General features: G+C 63.1%; 20 protein-coding genes. 7 read left to right on the plus strand and 13 right to left on the minus strand.

The features are described 5' to 3' along the window. Positions 1-66 precede the first annotated feature (66 nt). A complete protein-coding gene (locus AC0L3B_RS32185; RefSeq protein ID WP_018460312.1) occupies positions 67-720 on the plus strand; it encodes a QcrA and Rieske domain-containing protein in 654 nt (217 codons plus the stop codon). 116 nt (positions 721-836) lie between these two features. Continuing rightward, entirely contained in the window at positions 837-2,564 is a 1,728-nt protein-coding gene (locus tag AC0L3B_RS32190) for a methanol/ethanol family PQQ-dependent dehydrogenase (RefSeq protein ID WP_473381677.1), read from the plus strand. Between the two features lie 305 nt (positions 2,565-2,869). On the opposite strand, the gene AC0L3B_RS32195 is transcribed toward AC0L3B_RS32190, so the two are convergent. From AC0L3B_RS32195 to xoxF5, 7 genes are all read right to left on the minus strand, one after another. Further along, positions 2,870-3,130 (minus strand): hypothetical protein, encoded by a 261-nt coding sequence (locus tag AC0L3B_RS32195; RefSeq protein ID WP_473381678.1) that lies wholly within the window; start codon positions 3,128-3,130, stop codon positions 2,870-2,872. A gap of 57 nt (positions 3,131-3,187) precedes the next feature. After that, complete coding sequence (locus AC0L3B_RS32200; protein WP_473381679.1) at positions 3,188-5,500, minus strand: xanthine dehydrogenase family protein molybdopterin-binding subunit; 2,313 nt, start codon at positions 5,498-5,500, stop codon at positions 3,188-3,190. A 1-nt stretch (position 5,501) separates the two neighbouring features. Then, positions 5,502-5,954: a (2Fe-2S)-binding protein gene (locus AC0L3B_RS32205; RefSeq protein ID WP_007601363.1), complete on the minus strand. Its 453-nt coding sequence runs from the start codon at positions 5,952-5,954 to the stop codon at positions 5,502-5,504. Between the two features lie 641 nt (positions 5,955-6,595). Beyond that, entirely contained in the window at positions 6,596-7,159 is a 564-nt protein-coding gene (gene gfa, locus AC0L3B_RS32210) for an S-(hydroxymethyl)glutathione synthase (protein ID WP_018460308.1), read from the minus strand. Positions 7,160-7,192: 33 nt separating this feature from the next. Further along, entirely contained in the window at positions 7,193-8,302 is a 1,110-nt protein-coding gene (locus AC0L3B_RS32215) for an S-(hydroxymethyl)glutathione dehydrogenase/class III alcohol dehydrogenase (RefSeq protein WP_018460307.1), read from the minus strand. Positions 8,303-8,361: 59 nt separating this feature from the next. Further along, complete coding sequence (locus AC0L3B_RS32220) at positions 8,362-8,850, minus strand: c-type cytochrome, methanol metabolism-related (RefSeq protein ID WP_007601366.1); 489 nt, start codon at positions 8,848-8,850, stop codon at positions 8,362-8,364. A gap of 109 nt (positions 8,851-8,959) precedes the next feature. Then, positions 8,960-10,765 carry a lanthanide-dependent methanol dehydrogenase XoxF5 gene (gene xoxF5, locus AC0L3B_RS32225; RefSeq protein WP_018460306.1) on the minus strand — a complete coding sequence of 602 codons (1,806 nt, stop codon included), beginning with the start codon at positions 10,763-10,765 and terminating at the stop codon, positions 8,960-8,962. Positions 10,766-11,278: 513 nt separating this feature from the next. Here xoxF5 and AC0L3B_RS32230 point away from each other — a divergent pair. Continuing rightward, positions 11,279-12,247, plus strand: coding sequence for a helix-turn-helix domain-containing protein (locus AC0L3B_RS32230; protein ID WP_007601369.1), 969 nt, complete (start codon positions 11,279-11,281; stop codon positions 12,245-12,247). A gap of 58 nt (positions 12,248-12,305) precedes the next feature. Here AC0L3B_RS32230 and AC0L3B_RS32235 read toward each other — a convergent pair whose 3' ends face one another. From AC0L3B_RS32235 to AC0L3B_RS32255, 5 genes are all read right to left on the minus strand, one after another. Then, on the minus strand, positions 12,306-12,731 hold the full coding sequence (locus AC0L3B_RS32235; protein ID WP_085350671.1) for a hypothetical protein: 426 nt from the start codon (positions 12,729-12,731) through the stop codon (positions 12,306-12,308). Positions 12,732-12,861: 130 nt separating this feature from the next. After that, entirely contained in the window at positions 12,862-13,851 is a 990-nt protein-coding gene (locus tag AC0L3B_RS32240; protein WP_456653724.1) for a Bug family tripartite tricarboxylate transporter substrate binding protein, read from the minus strand. Positions 13,852-13,964: 113 nt separating this feature from the next. Then, the gene (locus AC0L3B_RS32245) at positions 13,965-14,894 is read right to left on the minus strand and encodes a substrate-binding periplasmic protein (RefSeq protein WP_473381680.1); all 930 of its coding nucleotides are present in this window, start codon (positions 14,892-14,894) and stop codon (positions 13,965-13,967) included. Continuing rightward, the gene (locus AC0L3B_RS32250) at positions 14,891-15,247 is read right to left on the minus strand and encodes a c-type cytochrome (protein WP_018460302.1); all 357 of its coding nucleotides are present in this window, start codon (positions 15,245-15,247) and stop codon (positions 14,891-14,893) included. Before AC0L3B_RS32250 ends, AC0L3B_RS32245 begins: the two co-directional genes overlap by 4 nt. 10 nt (positions 15,248-15,257) lie before the next feature. After that, the gene (locus AC0L3B_RS32255; RefSeq protein WP_085350564.1) at positions 15,258-16,922 is read right to left on the minus strand and encodes a methanol/ethanol family PQQ-dependent dehydrogenase; all 1,665 of its coding nucleotides are present in this window, start codon (positions 16,920-16,922) and stop codon (positions 15,258-15,260) included. A 345-nt stretch (positions 16,923-17,267) separates the two neighbouring features. Here AC0L3B_RS32255 and AC0L3B_RS32260 point away from each other — a divergent pair, with 345 nt between their 5' ends. From AC0L3B_RS32260 to AC0L3B_RS32275, 4 genes are all read left to right on the plus strand, one after another. Continuing rightward, the gene (locus AC0L3B_RS32260; protein WP_026233996.1) at positions 17,268-17,660 is read left to right on the plus strand and encodes an EF-hand domain-containing protein; all 393 of its coding nucleotides are present in this window, start codon (positions 17,268-17,270) and stop codon (positions 17,658-17,660) included. Positions 17,661-17,831: 171 nt separating this feature from the next. Then, complete coding sequence (gene pqqA, locus AC0L3B_RS32265) at positions 17,832-17,912, plus strand: pyrroloquinoline quinone precursor peptide PqqA (protein WP_018460299.1); 81 nt, start codon at positions 17,832-17,834, stop codon at positions 17,910-17,912. Between the two features lie 36 nt (positions 17,913-17,948). Beyond that, positions 17,949-18,854 (plus strand): hypothetical protein, encoded by a 906-nt coding sequence (locus AC0L3B_RS32270; RefSeq protein WP_018460298.1) that lies wholly within the window; start codon positions 17,949-17,951, stop codon positions 18,852-18,854. Between the two features lie 132 nt (positions 18,855-18,986). Beyond that, positions 18,987-19,196: a hypothetical protein gene (locus AC0L3B_RS32275; RefSeq protein WP_027566545.1), complete on the plus strand. Its 210-nt coding sequence runs from the start codon at positions 18,987-18,989 to the stop codon at positions 19,194-19,196. 10 nt (positions 19,197-19,206) lie between these two features. Here the strand turns inward: AC0L3B_RS32275 and AC0L3B_RS32280 are convergent, their stop codons facing one another. Then, the gene (locus tag AC0L3B_RS32280; RefSeq protein ID WP_085350566.1) at positions 19,207-19,560 is read right to left on the minus strand and encodes a hypothetical protein; all 354 of its coding nucleotides are present in this window, start codon (positions 19,558-19,560) and stop codon (positions 19,207-19,209) included. Positions 19,561-19,566: the final 6 nt, after the last annotated feature.

The raw sequence follows: 19,566 nt of genomic DNA on the forward strand, positions 1-19,566 counted from the left end.
TGTGATGCACTGCGGGAAAAAATCTTTGCCTTTTTTTCGGCAGAGTTCCAGCGCCTGCTTGCGGGCATGTCGCGTGCATCGTTCAACACATCCTCTTCATCCTCCGACAACACAGCGGAATCCGACGCTGACGCCTGCACGGAGCAAACCCGGCGGGCGCTGTTGATGAATGCGCTGGCCACCACGGCGTGCCTCGCCTGTTCCACGCAGGTCCACGCGGGCGAGGATGCGCCCGGCTCCGACGAACGGCCTCAGAAGGGCGATCTGCTCGTGTTCTCCGAAGGCGATCAGGAGGGAAAGCCCGTCACCGCGGCCGCTCTGTCGGCCGGCGGACCGCCGGTGCATGCCTGGCCGAAAGATCCGAAGACATCGGTCGTGCGCAGCGCCTCGCGCCTCAATGAGATTCTGATCATCCGCCTTGACCCCACCGAGCTCGACGAGCAGACGAAAGCGCGCGCTGTCGACGGCATCCTCGCCTATTCGGCAATCTGCTCGCATGCCGGCTGTCCTGTCACGGCCTGGGTGAAGAGCGATGTCGGCGACAAGGAAGTGCTCAAATGCATGTGCCACAACTCCGAATACGATCCTCGCGCGGGCGCGCAGGTCGTGTTCGGGCCGGCGCCGCGACGGCTCGCTGCGCTGCCGCTGGCGCTGGCTGACGGCTCGCTCAGCGTCGCCGGGAACTTCATCGGAAAGGTAGGTGGCGCGCAGCCGGGATGATGGGCGTGCGGGTTGTGCCCGCGTCACGAGAGGCCGCATCCGCCGATGGGCGGACGACGGGACGAACGACAAGAATTCAAAACAAGAATTCAAACGGATATAAAAGGGGAACGTCCATGACCAGGAAGCAATGGTTACTGTCCGGCTTTGTCGCCTTCACGTGTCTTGCATCGACCGCCGCCATGTCAGGCCCGATCGAGAACTACGCGCCGGTTACCGCGCAGCGGTTGGAAAACCCGGAGCCCGCCAACTGGATGCTTTACCGGCGGACCTATGACGGGCAGGGCTACAGCCCACTCGACCAGATCAACACCTCGAATGTGAAGAACCTCACCCCGGTCTGGACTTTCGCGACCGGCGTGGTCGAAGGTCACGAGGCGCCGCCGATCGTCAACAACGGCGTGATGTTCGTGGCGACCCCGATGGGCCAGGTGATCGCGCTGAACGCCAAGACCGGCGACGAATATTGGCGCTACAAGCGGCAGCTCCCCGACGACCTGTTCCAGTTGCATCCGACCAGTCGCGGCGTCGGCCTCTGGGAGGACAAGCTCTATCTGGCCACTACCGACGACCATGTCGTCGCGCTCGACGCCAAGACCGGCAAGGTGGTGTGGGACACCAAGGTTCAGGATTACAAGAAGGGCCAGTACATGACCCTGATGCCGCTGATCGTCGACGGCAAGGTCATCGTGGGCGGCTCCGGCGGCGAGTTCGGCGTGCGCGGCTATGTCGCCGCCTATGACGCCAAGGACGGCAAGGAGCTCTGGCGGACCTATACGATTCCGGGCGAAGGCGAACCCGGCCACGACACCTGGCAGGGCGAGGACTGGAAGAACGGCGGCGGCTCGGCCTGGATGACCGGCAATTACGACAAGGACACCAAGACGATCTATTGGGGCGTAGGCAACGCCGCGCCCTGGCCCGGCGAGATGCATCCGGGCGACAATCTCTATACCTCGTCGGTGCTCGCGCTCGATCCGAACACCGGCAAGATCAAGACCTATCATCAGTATCACCAGAACGATTCCTGGGATTGGGATGAGGTCGAAGCGCCGATGTTGATCGACCTGCAACGCGACGGTCGCAACATCAAGAGTCTGGTCCATCCGGGACGCGATGCGATCTTCTGGATACTCGAGCGCACGCCGACCAAGATCAACTACGTCGCCGGTTGGGCGTTCGTCTCCACCGACGTCTGGAAGGGCATCGACGCCGAGAGTGGCAGGCCGATCGTCGATCCCGCGCACAAGCCGATGGTCGGCAAGCGCGTGGAGTTCTGTCCGTCGCTGTGGGGCGGCAAGGATTGGCCCTCGGCGGCCTACAGCCAGAAGACCGGCCTCGTCTACGTGCCCGCCAACGAGAATTTCTGCGGCGGGTTCACCGGCGAGAAGGTTCCGCTCAAGCCCGGCGAACTCTGGCTCGGCACCAAGCCGGAGGACATCGGGCTGAAGACGAAGCCCGGGGCGGATCATTTCGGCGAGCTCCAGGCCTGGGACCCCGTTACGGGCAAGAAGATGTGGCAACACAACTTCCCGAAATCGCAGCTGTTCGGATCGGTGACGGCGACCGCGGGCGATCTCGTCTTCGTGGGCGGCACCAACGACCGCAACTTCCGCGCCTTCAACGCCAAGAGTGGCGAGCTGCTGTGGGAGCAGAAGACCAACTCCGGTATCATGGGCATGCCGGTGTCCTATGAGATCGACGGTACGCAATACATCGCGATCCAGTCGGGATGGGGCGTGGATGCGCAGCGCATCCAGGATGCCCTCGTGACCAACAATATCGGCATCGAAGCCAACGTGCCGCAGGGCGGCGTGATCTGGGTGTTCGCGCTGAAGAAATAGGCCCCGCTGGCGGATCGAAAGAAGCGGAGTGTCAGGGGGCAAATGCGGCGGACGGTAACGTCCGCCGCATTTTGCGTGGGCGTTGTCCCTTCTTCCCCTGCGGGAGAAGGTGGCGCGAAGCGCCGGATGAGGGGTTCTATCCGCGCGTCTCAATGTGCGGACCCGCGCAGGCATACCCCCACCCACGCGTGATCGTGGCAACTGGCGTCGCTGCCCTCTCCCGCAAGGAAAGAGGGCACATCGATGCGCTTCGGCGAAGAAGTAGAGCCGATATTCGCGATGTCAAAACGCCGATGCTCAGATCGCTACTTCCCCTCGCGCTCGACCTTGTCCTTTTCCTTCTGGTTCATCTCGCGAACCTTGGGATCGGGATTGTGCTGTCCGGTAGTCTGGGTGATCGAGGGCGGCGTGGCATTGGCGTTGGGCAGCGAGTTCTGGTCCGGCGTGCTGGGGCGCGTCGCCGTTGTCGGCGGCGTGGTGTTGCTCTGGGCGTATGCGCCAGTGGCCGTCAAAAGAAAGGCGCTCGACAGCAACGAGACTGCGAGCGCCTTTGGGATATGGGTCATCGATCTGCTCCTGTCAGATCGATGCAAACGGCGCGAGGCCGCCTTGTGTTCCCGCCTTTACGCTTCCAATTGCTTGCCGAGCGGAAGGCTGCGGATGCGCTTTCCGGTCGCGGCGAAGATGGCGTTCATCAGCGCCGGCGCGAATGGCGGGACGCCAGGCTCGCCCACGCCGCTCGGCGGCGTGTCGGGTCCTGGCGGCACGATGTAGACGTTGGTCACCGCAGGGGATTCGTCGATCCTGAGGACCTGGAAGTCGTCGAAGTTCTTCTGCTGCACCTTGCCGTCCTTGAAGGTGATCTCGCCGTATTTGGCGAGACTGAGCCCCATGATCGCCGCGCCCTCGATCTGGGAGGCGATGCGCTCGGGGTTGACATAGGTGCCGCAGTCGATGGCGGTGTCCACCCGCGGCACCGCCAGCTTGCCCTTGTCGTCGACGGCCACCTCGACGATGGTCGCGATATAGCTGACGAAGCTGCGGTGCACGGCGATGCCGAGGCCATGGCCCTTCGGCACTTGACGGCCCCATTCGCCCTTCGCGGCGACCAGCTCGACCACCTTGCGCAGGCGCGCGGTGTCGATCGGATAGCTGTCCAAGGGCTCGCCGTAGTTCCACATGTCCTTCACGGCGGGCTTGACGATGCGCGGGCTCCCGATCAGCGCGAGCAGCGTCTCCTTCTGGTCGCGGCCGGTCGCATGGGCGATCTCGCCCACCATCGACTGGACCGCGAAGGCGCGCGGGATGTTCGAGACCGAGCGGAACCAGCCGATGCGGGTGAACGCCGCGGCTTCCGGGTTCTCGCAGGAGATGTTAGCGATCTCGAACGGCATGTCGACGAGGCCCATGCCGAGCTCGAAGGGCGCCTCATGCTTTGCACCCGCCGCGAACGTCGAGGCGATGCTCGGGGCCACGCTGCGATGGCGCCAAGCGATCACCTTGCCGCTCTTGTCGAGCCCCGCCTCGATCCGTTCCACGGAGACCGTGTGCAGGAAATCGTGGCGGACGTCGTCCTCGCGCGTCCACTGCACCTTGACGGGTACGCCGAGCTCCTTCGACAGCAACGCGGCCTCGAGCGCAAAGTCGCATTTCGACTTGCGGCCGAAACCGCCGCCGAGCAGCGTGACGTTGACCGTGACATTGCCCTCGGGAATGCCGAGCGTCTTCGCGACGTCCTCGCGCGTACCGCCCGGGCTTTGCACCGGCGCCCAGATCTCCGCCTTGTCACCCTTGACGTCGGCGACCGCCACCGGCGGCTCCATGCTGACATGAGCAAGATGCGGCAGATAATATTCGCCGACGACGACCTTGTCGGCGCCCTTCAGAGCAGCCTCGGCATCGCCTTCCTGGCGCACCACAAGGCCCGGCTTGCGCGAGGCCTCCTCGAGCTCCTTGCGGTAGGCGACGGAATCGTATTTGCCGTTGGCGCCATCGTCCCAGGTCAGCTTCAGCGCGTCGCGACCCTTGATCGCCGCGCCGGTATTGCGCGCGATCACGGCAACGCCGCCGAGCGGCTGGAATTTCGACGGCCACGGCCAGCCGCGCACCTCCATCACCTTCTCCACGCCCGGGACCTTCAACGCCGCGTCCGGATCGAACGAGACCAACTTGCCGCCGGTCACCGGCGGGCGCGCGATCACGGCATACTTCATGCCAGGCAGCCGCACGTCGGCGCCGTAACGCGCTTTGCCGGTGGTGATGTCATGGAGATCGACGATGCCGATCTGGCCCTTGCCGAGATAGCGGAAGTCCTTGGGGTCCTTCAGCTTGAGCCCTTCGATGCTCGGGACCGACTCCTTGGCAGCGTCGGCTGCGAGCTCGCCGAACCCGAGCTTGCGGCTCGTCGCGCTGTGGACGACTTCGTGATTGACGGCCTTGACCTCGGTTGCCGGCACACCCCAGCGTTTCGCGGCGGCCTGCTCAAGCATGGTACGGGCGGAGGCACCGATCTGGCGCATCGGCATCAGATAATGCCGCGTGCTGCGCGAGCCGTCGGTGTCCTGGTTGCCGAACTTGACCTCGTCGCCATGGGCCTGTTCCACCTTGACCCGTGACCAGTCGGCTTCCATCTCCTCGGCCACGATCAGCGGCAGGCTGGTGCGCACGCCCGTTCCCATCTCGGCGCGGTGGGCGAGGATGGTGACGGTGCCGTCGGGCGCGACCGCGACGAATACGCGCGGATCGACCACGACGCCGTGCGGCATCTTGCCGGCGCCGGTCTCGTAGGCGAACGCCTGGCGCGACATCACGGGCGCCGCGAGCACAAAGCCGCCGGTGATGCCGAGCCCCTTCAGGATGCTGCGGCGCGAAACCTTCTCGACCTTGATGTTCTTCTCGAAGCCACGAAGCTTCTTCGGGTTGTCGATGAAATTCATGTCACACTCCCGTCGATGCGAGATGGACCGCATTCTCGATGCGCTGGTAGCAGCCGCAGCGGCAGATGTTGCCGGACATCGCCTCGCGGATCTGGTCGTGCGACGGCTTCGGGTTGTCCATCAGCAGCGCAGCCGCCTGCATGATCTGGCCCGCCTGGCAGAAGCCGCACTGGGGTACGTTGACCTGACGCCAGGCCTTCTGCACCGGGTGATCGCCGTTCGGATGCAGTCCCTCGATCGTCGTGATCTCGCGGCCGGCGACGTCGTTGATCGACGTGATGCAGGCGCGCACGGCTTCCTTGTCGACGATAACGGTGCAGGCGCCGCACAGGGCCTGGCCACAGCCGAACTTGGTGCCGGTCAGCCCGGCCTCGTCGCGCAGGAACCAGAGTAGCGGGAGATCCGGGTCGCCGTCCCAGCTCTGTTCCTGGCCATTGATCTTCACCTTGATCATGATCGTCCCTCGCTCTTCATAAGCTTGCCGATTTCAGATTTTCCAGATGCCGGTCGGTGCAATGCCCGCTGCGCGGCGTCGCGTTCCAGCCGTCCTCCCGCGCGGGCAGATCCCGGCAGGACTCAGAGGAATGCCAATGTCATGTCCGGATGTGCTCGATACCTCCCGTCGTGTTCTTGATTATTGAATTTCGCGCGGCATCGTCACGACGCGATCGTAGCAGGATCGCTTCGGTCTGGCGTTCACAGCCAAGTGTTTTCCAATCAGCTGTTCTCGACGGGAAAAGATTGCAACGAAGGTTTGTCAAAAGCAGGGCGCCCCATCGCGCCGCGCGCCTCTCGAGATGGGCGCAGTAAAAAAAGAGCTTCGTCCGCCAGAAGACCTGTGCGGACGAAGCAGGATGCCTCAGTCGAGGGAGGGAGAAACGCAGGCCGCGAACTTCAAGCCGGAAGCCGGCGGCCCTGCGCAGTCATTCAGAGACCAGGACTGAGGGAGCTGACGGTCCCCACACAAGTGCAATTGAGAAGCGGCGGCATCGCCGCGATTGTCCCGGGCCGGCTCCGTCCGCTCGCTGGGGGTGGTGGAACGCGAGCGGACGGGCGCGGCAAACGTCAGGCGACCTTTGCTCAGGCGGTCTTTGCTTAAGCGGCCTTGGCTTTCGCCACGTGGGTCGCGATCGCGTCCATCAGCGCCGGCGACAGGCAATCATAGGGCTCAAGTCCAAGCTCCTTGAACCGAGCCCGTATTCCGCCCATCTGCTCCGGCTTCACGCCCGATTCGATCACGGACGAGACGAAGGCGGCGAATTGCGGCGCCTGCGAACCCTGCTCCTGGAACAGTTCGGGGTGGATGAAGTCGAGGCCGTAGAACGGGTGATCCTTGTTCTCGATGCGGCCGTACATGTGCGTGCCGCAGGCCTTGCAGGCGTAGCGTTGGATCGTCGCCGATGGATCGACGATCTGGAGCTTGTCGCCGTTCTCGAGCACGGTGACGTTCTGGCGGGGTACCACGGCGACGACGGAGAAATTCGCCCCCTGCGGTTTCCAGCACTTGGTGCAGCCACAGGCGTGATTATGCGCGACGTCGCCCTTGACGGCGACCTTGACCTGATGGTCCTTGCATTTGCATGCGAGCGTGCCGCCGGCGAAGCTGCCGCTGCCCTGTTTGATGCCGTTATCGATCGAGGGATGGAGTGCAACAGTCATGGGTCGATCCTCCTTGGGGTGACGCTTTTCGAACTAGAACACGACGACTGAACGGATGGACTTGCCCTCATGCATCAGGTCGAAGCCTTTGTTGATGTCTTCGAGCTTGAGCGTGTGGGTAATCATCGGGTCGATCTGGATCTTTCCGTTCATGTACCAGTCGACAATCTTCGGCACGTCGGTGCGGCCCCGCGCGCCGCCGAAGGCGGTGCCGCGCCAGTTTCGCCCGGTGACGAGCTGGAACGGGCGGGTCGCGATCTCCTTGCCGGATTCGGCAACGCCGATGATGATCGAGGTGCCCCAGCCGCGATGGCAGGCTTCCAGCGCCTGGCGCATCACTGTGGTGTTGCCGGTGCAGTCGAAGGTATAGTCGGCGCCGCCGTCGGTCAGGGTCACGAGATGCGGGACGATGTCGCCGGTGATCTTCTTGGGATTGACGAAATCGGTCATGCCGAACCGGCGCCCCCATTCCTCCTTGGAGTCGTTGATGTCGACGCCGATGATCTTGTCCGCGCCAGCCATCTTGGCGCCCTGGATCACGTTCAGGCCGATGCCGCCGAGGCCGAACACGACCACGTTGGAGCCCGGCTCGACCTTGGCGGTGTTGACGACGGCGCCGACGCCCGTGGTGACGCCGCAGCCGATGTAGCAGCTCTTGTCGAACGGCGCGTCCTCGCGGATCTTGGCGACCGCGATCTCCGGCAGCACGGTGAAGTTCGAGAAGGTCGAGCAGCCCATGTAGTGGTAGATCGGCTTGCCTTTGTAGGAGAAGCGGCTGGTACCATCGGGCATGACGCCTTTGCCCTGCGTCGCGCGAATCGCGGTGCAGAGATTGGTCTTCTGGCTGAGGCAGCTTTTGCATTGCCGGCATTCCGGCGTGTAGAGCGGGATGACATGGTCGCCCGGCTTCACCGAGGTCACGCCAGCACCGATCTCGCGGATGATGCCCGCGCCCTCATGGCCCAGGATCGACGGGAAAATTCCCTCGCTGTCGAAGCCGTCGAGCGTGTAGGCGTCGGTATGGCAGATGCCCGTCGCCTTGATCTCGACCAGGACTTCGCCGACCTTTGGTCCTTCCAGATCGACTTCGACGATCTCGAGCGGCTTCTTGGCTTCGAAAGCGACGGCGGCACGTGTCTTCATCTTAAGCTCCTCAATTCCAGCAGGGCGCCCAGATCCAGGTCTGGTCGGGCTCCGCACGTTCATTTCTTGCCCATGCACGAATCTTCGTTCTTGGTATAGGCGTCGTTCTTGTCCTCGTGCTTGCCGGGTCTTGTGCGGCCCCAGGCCTCGTTGGAGCGGGCGCGCAGGTAGACGTAGAGATCGTCCATGTAGCAGGCGACGTTCGGGTTATCGCCGAAGGCCGGCATCACGTTCTCTGCGGCAGTCGAGATGTTCTTGCGGCCGGAGGCGACGACGCCGAGAAAATCGGCATAGCTCATCGTCTTCAGCGAATCCTTCAACGCCGGGGCGTAGGTCGAGCCCATGCCATCTGGGCCGTGACACACATGGCAGTCCGAGTGATAGCGGCGGTATCCGGAATAGGTGTACCAATCGACGGATCCGTCGGTGATCTTGTAGGTTGGGTTGCCTTCCTTGTCGGACCATTCGCCGGTTTCGTTCTGCTTGACGGCGGTCGGGTCACCTGAGCCGTCCGCGACGGCAATTCCCCCGGACGCGACCAAGAACATCGCAGCAATGGCAGAGCAGATTTTACGCAAGAGATTTTCCTCGGAAGGCATTCGGTGAGACGAGCCGGCGCGTGGAGTTGATCCACGCGCCGGAGCGATGCTGAGAGGCCTAGTTGGGCAGCGAGAACACGGTCAGCGTACCGCCGAGTGCCGTGTAGTTGCTGAGCGCCGCGTAGCCGCCGACTGCGCCGAGACCGGCGGTCGGATCGGTCAGGCCTGCCGCCAGACCGATGCCGGCCCAGCCGCCCACGCCGGAGAGCACTGCGACATACTGCTTGCCGCCGTTCTCATAGGTGGTGACGTTGCCGATGATGCCGGAGGGAGTCTTGAACTTGTAGAGCTCCTTGCCGGTCTTGGCGTCGACTGCCTTCAGGTAGCCTTCGAGCGTTCCGTAGAACACCACATTGCCCGCGGTTGCGAGCGCACCCGACCAGACCGAGAACTGCTCCTTGTTCGACCAGACGATCTTGCCGGTCTTGCCGTCCCAGGCGATGAAGTTGCCCATGTGGGTTTCACCCTGCGGCGGATACATCGAGAGCGTTGCGCCCACGTAGGGCTGACCCGCGGTGTAGCTCACCTTGAACGGTTCGTAGTCCATGCAGACGTGGTTGGTCGGAACGTAGAACAGCTGCGTGTCCGGCGAGTAGGCTGCCGGCTGCTCGTCCTTGGTGCCGAGCGCGGCCGGGCAGATGCCCTTCACGTTGTGGTCCTCGCCCGCCTTGTCGGTCGAAGCTGCATCGAGCACCTTCGGGCGGCCGTAGGTCGGCGAGTTCTTGTCCATGTCGACGCCGGAGGTCCAGTTCACCTTCGGATCGTACTTTTCGGCGACCAGAAGCTCACCGGTGGCGCGATCGAGCGTGTAGCCGAGGCCGTTACGATCGAAATGCGTCAGCAGCTTGCGCGGCTGGCCGTTGATGGCCTGGTCCGAGAGGATCATCTCGTTGACGCCGTCATAGTCCCACTCGTCGTGGGGCGTCATCTGATAAACCCACTTGGCCTGGCCGGTGTCAGGGTTGCGAGCCCAGATCGTCATCGACCATTTGTTGTCGCCGGGACGCTGCTTCGGATTCCAGGTCGAGGGATTGCCCGACCCGTAATAGACGAGGTTCAGCTCGGGGTCGTAGGAGATCCAGCCCCAGGTGGCGCCGCCGCCGATCTTCCACTGATCGCCTTGCCAGGTCTTCAGGCTCGAGTCCTTGCCGACCGGCTTGCCGAGTGCGGTGGTCTTCTCTGCGTCGACCAGGATCTGATCATCCGGTCCTTCAGAGTAGCCGCGCCAAGCCAGCTTGCCCGTCTTGATGTCGTAGGCGGTCATATGGGCTTGAACACCGAACTCGCCGCCGGAGATGCCGATCAGCACCTTGTCCTTGACGACCATGGGGGCCGAAGTACCGGTCTCGCCCTTGCTGGCGTCGCCGTTCTTCGCGGTCCATGCCACCTGACCGCTCTTGGCATCGAGCGCGACAAGCGTGGTGTCGGCTTGATGCAGGAAGATCTTGCCGTCGCCATAGGCCAGGCCGCGGTTGACCGTGTCGCAGCACATCACTGGAATGACGTTCGGATCCTGCTTCGGCTCGTACTTCCAGACGATCTTGTTCTCGTTGGAAAGGTCAATAGCGTAGACCTTGTTCGGGAACGGCGTGTGGACGTACATCATGTTGCCGATGATCAGTGGGCCGCCTTCGTGGCCGCGCAGCACGCCGGTCGAGAAGGTCCAGGCGACCTGGAGCTTGCCTACGTTTTGTGCGTTGATCTGGTTCAGCTTGGAATAGCGGGTGTTGGCGTAGTCGCCGGTCGGCATCACCCAGTCTTTCGGGTTCTGCGACATCTTGAGCACTTCGTCGTTGGCCGACGCGCTGCCGACGGCGAGAGCCGCCGCGGAGCCAAGATAGGCCGCGAGTAGTACCTTGCGCATAGTCATTCCTCCATTGGTCTCGTTTATTGTTTCCGAAGCATTGCTTAATCGCCGGGCTTTTCGTCCGGCGTCTGCTCGTGCAGGGCGGTCACGATTGGGACCAGAAACGATGCTGTGGTGTTTCCTCCTCCTGATGAGAGCCACGGGTCCACGTGCGGAGCGGCCCGTTCTTGTTGTTCCTGATACAATCCCTAACGACTTCGTCATCGGGAAACTTGCCCAAGAGAGAAGCTGGTTTGCTTGACAGCGCACGGGTCGGAAGTTTTTGATTTTGCAGTAGCGAATTCAGCGGCTTCCGCAACGCTTTGGCAGCGCCTTCACCGCTCAGGTTCCCCTTGACGGCGCTGCAACTAAGGCGGAGGATTAACTTACAAGGGTGGCAATGGAACGATGGCGCTCGTTCTAGAAGATCGCTCAAAATCGAGGTAAACGTCACGCAATCACGGTTCAGGGCTCCGGCAGCGCGGCTCGCGATTCGCGTCAAATCTCCGGATCAAACCAGTGGCTGGATTAATGTCCGACACGATTCACACGCTCTCGACGACGGGCATGACGCCGAAACGTCAGATCCAAAGCTGGATCGACGGGCTGACCAGCCTGTGTGGGCATTTCGACGTCGATCCGCTGGAAGCGTCTTCGCTCGAAGGCCGCATCGACTACACCAGCGTCTCGCGTCTGAAGCTCTGCCAGATCGAGGTCAGCCAACATCGCATCGCGCACACGCTGGCGCGCGCCAAGGCCAATGAACACCCGTATATCAAGATCCACTTCCAGACTTACGGCGTGTCCTATTTCGAGCAGGAAGGCCGCCACATCGAGCTGAACCCGGGCGACATCATCGCCTATGACGTCTCCTGTCCGCATTCGATCATCAGTCCCGCTTTCACGCGCCATGACGTGGTGATCGTGCCGAAGGCGCTGCTGCGCGACCGTGGATTCCCGTCGCAGCGAATGCCCGCCTGCAAATTGACCTCACGCACGGGGACGGGGCGCATCGCCCATGATTTCGTCCATGCGACCTTCGACGAGGCGGCCAAGCTGTCGGCGAACAGTGCGGTCGGCGTCGCCGATTCGCTGATCGACCTCTTGCTGCTGCCGCTGCGCGAGGCCGACACGATGCTCGATCGCGTCGGACCCGAAGCGACCTATGTGCGCGCGCAATTCTTCATCCGCGAGCATTTGCGCGATCCGGATCTGTGCATCGACCAGATCTCCGGCGAACTGGGCTGCTCCAAGCGTTATCTGCACATGCTGTTCTCGGAGCGCGGCACCACGGTGAGCGACTACATCTGGCAGGCGCGTCTTCAGAATTGCCGCCAGGAGCTCGAGGCCCACGCCGGCAAGACCATTACCGACGTCGCGTTCTCCTGGGGCTTCTCCAGCTCATCGCATTTCAGCCGGGTGTTCCGGAAATATTTCGGCGTAGTGCCGTCCTCGATCCACAAGGCGCAACAGGGCGCGGTTGCGGCGGACGAGCACTAGGCAAACGCCAGGTTCGGAGTCGACGCGACGGTTGACCGTCACGCGCCCGCGATGTCTCTCATGCCGATATGGCGATGTAGGGAATGCTGGTCAGGAGAGCGACGAGCAACACCGCGTTGCCCAGCATTCCACTCCAATGCAGTCGGCGTAGCCGGCGCGGGGCCTCGGCATCGCCGGCGTCCCTGGCGCTGAGCTGTTCGTCCATCTGTTGCATGAACCAGCGGCGCCCATAGATCGCCAAGGCTGCAAGGAGGCCAACGCCCATCGCTGCGACCAGACGACCGTCGAGCAGGAAAGCGACCGCTCCGATGATTCCGGCAACGCGCATCACCAGAAAATGCGCATTGAACATTCCGCGCAAAAGCTGGGCGACGGGCTGGATATCCAGCTTCACCAGCAGGAAGGCCGGAGACGCCAGGGTGAAGTAGCCCATCGGAAAGAGTAGGATGATCATGACGGCTACGGCAACGCCATCCGGTGTCATGGGATCGGCCTTTCTCGTCCGCGCCGGCGAGACCTTCCCGCCAGCGTCGCACAATCATAGCGGGAAAATGCGCTTCCGGCACTAGGCTTTGGTCGGATGCCGCGCTGCGAAGGGCGTCATGCCTCGCGGTTCAGGCGGGTTCGAGGCCGAGCGATCGCGCGCTCTCGATCCAGATCGGCAGCTCGCGCTGATACAGGGCGTTGGTTTCCTTGAAGCCGATCGCGGGTTCGAGCACGAACGTGTTGAGAACCTCCTTCACCTTCGGATCGCTGTTGGCAGCGACGCAAAGCTCCGCCAGGCGATCGACGACCGGCTGCGGTGTCGCTTTCGGCACGGCCCAACCGGAGAAGCCGCTGACGGTGAAGAATTTCGACGTCGCGCCCTGCTCGGGGAGGGTTTTGATATCAGGGATGGCGTCGACCTTCTTCGAATGCACCGCGAACACGGTGCCGCGATCGCTTTGCAAGACCGATTGCGCTGCGGTGTAGCTGCCCATGGCCACATCGAGCGTACCTTCCAGCATGCCCGTCCACATCGGGGCTTCGCCGCGATAGTGGATCGGCTCGATGGCAAGGCCATACTGCTTGTTGAGCTCGTGGACCGTCATATGCGGGGCCGAGCCCGCGCTATAGGTGCCGAAGTTGACCTTGCCGCTCTTGCGCGCAAAGGCGACGAAATCCTCCAGCGTCTTGACGCCGGTTTTCGGGTTCGCCACCAGCAACAGGCCGGCGCCCGGAATGACGCTGACCAGCGTCAAATCCTTGTCCATGTCGTAGCCGGGAGTCTTCATCACCACCCGGTTCATGATGTAGGTGGTCGAGATCGAGCACAGGATTGTGTGGCCGTCGGGCTCTGCGCGGGCGACCTCCGCCGTCCCGATCGCGCCGGCGGCACCGGGCTTGTTCTCGACGACGACGGTCTTTCCGACCTGCTTGGCAATGAATTCACTATAGGCGCGCGCGAGCAGATCGGTCTGTCCGCCGGCGGGATAGCTGCAAATCATGCGGATCTGCCGCGATGGCCACGCAGCCTGCGCCGAGGCGCCACGCGAGACGAAAGGCATCGCGAGTGTGGTGGTGCCGGCGGCGATGAAGCGGCGGCGATCGAGTTTTGCGGACATGATTCTCTCCCGGGTTGTCGCCGACGGTACTGCATCGGGTCGCCTCTGCCATGGGTGGCTGGCGAGACAGATTGGCGCATTCGAAGGGCCGCGCTGGGTGCGCCAGCTGTCCACTAGCGCTGAATGATCTTCAACCAGACGTCGCCAAGGATCGCAGGCTCCCGCGGCGGCAGATAGCTCAGCCCCGCCTGTGTGCCGAATTCGGCGATCTTGCCCTCGGCAGCAAGCCCAGTCAGCGCCTTGTTGACGGCGTCGAGCAGTGCGGGATCGCTGGCCAGCCCGACATAGCCGCGATTGGCCCCGATCGGATAGTAATAGCCGGACGCGGTGATCGCCGTGTCGGGGTGCGCGGCGCGATGGGCGTCGAAGCGGCCGAGGTCGATCAGCGTCGCGTCATAATCGCCACGGGCAAGTGCGCCGAGGAGATCATCGCGGCCGGGGACGAGATGCGTGATGTCGTCGATCAGGCGCCCCTTGTCGAAGGTCATGAGGATCGCATCGCCGAGCGAGCCGCTCTCGATGACGAGGCGCAGGCCGGCGAGATCTCCGATATCGCCGATGTTGCGACCCCGCGCCTTCGGCCCGAGCACGACCGTCATCGGCGAGTAGACATAGGGCTGGCTCGGCGCGAGCACGCCGAGCGCGACGCGGCGGCGCCGGTCGTCGCGCGTGGCGCCGGCAAAATCCGGCAAGCGCGCCGTTTTCATGCCGGGCTTGACGAGGGAGTCCGTCGTCAGCGCGTAGCCGCCGACGAGCGAGCAACGCCCATCGGACAGCAGCGCATTGGCCTCGAGCTGCGGGCTCGAATCCTCGTCCAGCTTGCTCTCGAACCACTGGATCGTCAGCGGCCGTCCGAGCCGGTCGGCGATCGCCTGCGCCAGCAGCACGTCGAAACCCGAGCCGGGCTTGCCCTTGTGATGCACGGAGAGCGGCGGCCTGTCCTCGTCGAGACAAATCTTGAGCGGATCGTCGGCCGCGCGTGCAGCTGCGACCGCCGCCGCGAGAATCGCGGCAATGCTCCAAACGGCCAGCCAGCGCCTCATGGTTTTCTCCGGCTCGAGATGAAGGCCCAGAGATTCCCGATCTCCTCGTCGCTGAGAATGTCAGCCCAGGGCGGCATCTTGTTGTTCTTGCCGTTCTTCACGGTGGTGACGAAGCGCGTCTTGTCGTCGGGGAAGGCGCGCAGGTCCGGCGTGATGGTGCCGGGGTTCATCATGTTGGGGCCGTGGCAGTGCGAGCATTTCTCGGCATAGGTCGACTTGCCGTGGTCGATCTGTGCCTGCACGGGATTGCCGGTTGAATCATCCGCGGCACGAACGGTCGCCGCAAGCGCGACCGTCAGCACCGCGACGGCGGCGAGGATCGCCACCGTCTTGTGAGATAGCTTTCTCAGCATCGTGCCGTGGTTATTGCTTGACCGCAAAAACCCAAAGTGAGCCGCCGGGCGGGACTTTGGCCAGCCGTTCGTCGCCGGAGAACAGCGAGTAGACGCCGCCATAGCCGCTCGTCACGGCGACATACTGCACGCCGTCCTGCTGCCAGGTCACCGGTTGTCCCTCGATGCCCGAGCCGGTCTGGAACTGCCAGAGCTTCTTGCCGGTATCGGCATCGAAGGCCTCGAACTCGCCGGTCAGCGCGCCCGAGAACACGACACCGCCCGCGGTCGACAGCACGCCGGAGAAGCGCGGGATGTCGCTGGGTGCTTCCCACTTCGCCTTGCCGGTCATGGGATCGATCGCCTTCAGATGACCGCGCGGGCCGTCACCCCATTCCCAGAGATCGGTGAGGTCCATGCCGAGATACCATTCACCCTGCTTGAAGGTGGCGGGTTCGGTCTTGTACCTGCCGCCGAAGGCGAGCGTGTTGGCGTAGGCGAGGCCGGTCTGCGGATTGAACGACATCGGCTCCCAGTTCTTGCCGCCGAGGATCGACGGATAGACGGTCACCTTCTTGCCCTCACGCGCATCCTTCGAGACGTCGGTCTCGATGGGACGTCCGGTCTTCATGTCGATTCCCGTCGCCCAGTTGACCTTCACGTAAGGATTGGCCGCGAGCAGCTTTCCGTTGGTGCGGTCGAGCACGTAGAAGAAGCCGTTGCGGTTGGCGTCCATCAACACCTTGGTCGGCTTGCCCTCGACGTTCATATCGGCGAGGACCATCTCGGCCACGCTGTCATAGTCGAACGGATTGTTGGGCGAGAACTGGTAGTGCCACTTGATCTTGCCGGTCTTGGGATCCATCGCCAGCACGGAGCAGGTGTAGAGGTTGTCGCCCGGGCGTACCGCCGAGTTGAACGGTCCGGGATTGCCGATACCCCAGTAAACCGTGTTCAGCTCGGGATCATAGGAGCCCGTAATCCAGGTCGAGCCACCGCCGAGCTTCCAGGTATCGCCCTTCCAGGTGTCGCCGCCGGGCTCATCCGGAGAGGGGATCGAATGGGTGCGCCACAGGTGCTTGCCCGTTGCGGGATCCCAGCCGTCGATGAAGCCGCGGGTGCCGAACTCGGCGCCGGAGATGCCGGTGATCACGACGCCGTCGGCGACCAGCGGCGCCACCGTCATCGAATAGCCTTCCTTGATATCGGCCGCCTTCTGCCGCCACAGCTCTTTGCCGTCCTTGGCGTCGAGCGCGATCACGTTGGCGTCCAGCGTGGTGCGGAACACCTTGCCCTCATAGAGTGCTGCGCCGCGATTGATGATGCCGCAGCAGACGATGCGCGGCGTTTCGGCAGGATACTCGACCTTGGATTTCCAGATCTGCTTGCCGGTCTTGGCGTCGACCGCCATGGTCGCGTTGTGCGACGTCACGTAGATCACGCCCTGGTACACCAGCGGCTGCGATTCCTCGCTGCGATCGTCGTTGAAAGAGTAGTTCCAGACCGGGACAAGGTTCTTGACGCTGTCCTTGTTGATCTGGTTCAGCGTCGAGAAACGCTGAAGATTGTAGCCCATCCCGTAGTTGAGAACGTTCGATGTATCGGTCGCGCCTTTGACCAGCTGCTCGCTGGTTTGTGCACTTGCACAAGTCGATGCAAGCATGACGAGGCTCGCGGCCATCGCAAAGCGTTTCATCCGTCCCTCCCAATATGCGCGCCTATTGACGCTGCGACAGCAACACTCCGCCCGAATGCAAAACGCGTCAATACGAAAGTCGTAATTGCGATGCCGATATGGTAGGCGGCGCGGGATGCCGTCACCTGACGGAGACCTGACAAAGCAACTCTCACTTGTGCGGAGGCGCTGAAGAAATTCCGCGGCATGGAGCAGAGCGCGTGCGCCACGGCTGCGGTCGCGCCGACGGGTTCTGCAAGTTGTGCGGTGCGCAGGCTGCAATTCGGGACTTGAACCCAGGCTCGCTTGTGGACTTATGTCGTTTCGATCCGGTTCGAATCGGAGCTCTTGGTGAGGGAGGTTTTCATGATATCGCGTCGCTCTGTTGCACTTGCGCTCACGATTGCGCTGCTATCCGGTCCGGCATGGTCGGCCTCCGGCAACGCGGTCAAGACGTTCGATACCGACAATGACGGCACCCTCGATCTTGCCGAGGTGAAGAAGGCGGCGGCGGCGTTGTTCGCCAAGCTCGATCCCGATCACGACGGCACGCTCGACGCCCGCGAATTGCGCGGACGGTTAACAGCGAAAGAACTCGCCGCCGCCGATCCCGATCGCGACGGGACTCTCACGCTCGACGAATATCTCTCGGTGGTGGAGCAGCGCTTCAACGCGGCGAATCCCGACAAGGATGGAACGCTGGATGCGAAGGAGCTGAACTCGCGCGCCGGTCGCGCGCTGCTGCGCTTGTTGCGGTGAGAACCGCGCTGCTTGACTGGGAGCGAAGGCGAGTTGCCCGAGAGAGAAATTTGCAAGCGCGATGCGACAGTTCGCTGTGTCAACGGTGCGATTCCAGACTTGCGCTGTGGCTGACGCAGCCCTAGGTTTTCGCCGGCGCGATGTCGCGCTCAATCCCTTGGGAGTCCCCGAATGGCCTGGAAAGCTCCGAAGATCGTGGAAGTGCCGGTCGGCATGGAAATCAACATGTACGCCTGCGCTTTGCGCAAGTAAGACCACAAGTAAGACTGACGACCTGCCGCGGCTTCGATGGCAACCACCGTCGAAGCCGTGGTAGTGTCGGGGATGCGCGCGAGAGCCCTTACATTCTGGACCATAGCCGCCTGCACCGTCGCGCTCGCGCCGGCATGCGTCCGCGCCGAAGAGGGCTTCGATACCGAACACATCTTCGGCTTCATGATCGGTACCGATGTCGGCAATCCCGGGGAGCGCGAATTCCAGACTCAGACGACAGGCCGATTCGGCAAAGGAGGCGGGACCTATCGCGCCCTCTCGCAGGAGGTCGAGATCGAGATCGTGCCGCTGCCGAACTTTCGCATCGAGGTCGGCGGCACCGCCACCCTGCACGACATCACCGGCGTCCCCGACATCGGCGACCGCCGCCAGTTCAATTTTCAGGGCGCTTCGCTCGACCTGCGCTATCGCCTGCTCGATCGCGAGCGCGCGCCATTCGGGTTGACCGTCGCCGCCGAACTCCATGGCGACCGCATCGACGAGACCTCTGGCGCAAAAGGGCGGATGTACGGTACCGATTTCACGCTCGCCTTCGATCGCGAACTGATCCCGAACTTCGCCATCGGGGCGCTCAACCTGATCTATCAACCCGAATGGGCGCGCTTCGAGATGGCGGGACTGTCCGAAAAGAGCTCAACCATCGGCGCGGCCTTCGCGGGCCTCGTGCGCGTGCGGCCCGATGTGCTGCTCGGCGGCGAGGTGCGCTACTTCCGGCAGTACGAAGGCATTGGCCTCGGCGAGTTCGCAGGCCAGGCCCTCTTCGTCGGTCCGACCGCTTACTTCCAGCTTTCCGAGCGCTCGCGCCTGACCATGAGCTGGAGCATGCAGGCCTGGGGCCGTCCGGCCGGATCGGGTGGAAATCTTGACCTCGTCAATTTCGAGCGCCATCAGGCGAGGCTGGTGTTTGGGGTCAATTTCTAGCGCTCGCTCCCGGTTGCGGGGAGAGGCGACGGGGCAATTCCCGCTCCATTTCGCGCGGCAGGATTGAAACTTCCCGCTCCTGGGAACGTAATCTTTTGTGCTAATCTTCATCGCCTCTGCGAGGATCCCGGCATGAATCCGATCGACCTGGTGGTGACTGTGTGTGCGGTGCTCTCGCCTGCGACCTGCGAGGAGCAGCATCTAGTGTTCAACTATGCGGGGTCGCCGACGCAATGCGCGATGGCTGCCCCGCCCTATATCGCGCAATGGGTTGGCGACCATCCGAAGTGGCAGGCAGTGCGGTGGCGCTGCGAATATCCTCACCCGAACGACAAAGCGTGAGTCGCCGGCGTTATTTCGTGCAGTCCTTCAGATCCTTGTCGGCGATCGAGAACACCGCATCCGCCTTGATCTCGATGTCGCGCACGATGCATTGCCGCGCATTGGGATAGCTGACCCTGGCGTCGTAGCGGCCGGGCTCGACGCCGGTGATGCGCAGCCGCTCGTCGTGGTCGACCTCCTTGTCTTTGTCGTTCAGGCACTGGTTCGGCCCCCACTCGGTCTTCCCGGCCGGGGAGAGCTGGAAGCCGGAGATCGTCTCCGTCGTCAGATTCCAGAGCCGGATACCCTTGCCCTTGGCCTGGGCGAGCGCCGCGCCCGGCATCGCAACCAACAGGATGCCGATCGCAATCAGCGTACGCCGCATGATGAC

The organism is Bradyrhizobium sp. Kon56, from assembly GCF_055807635.1.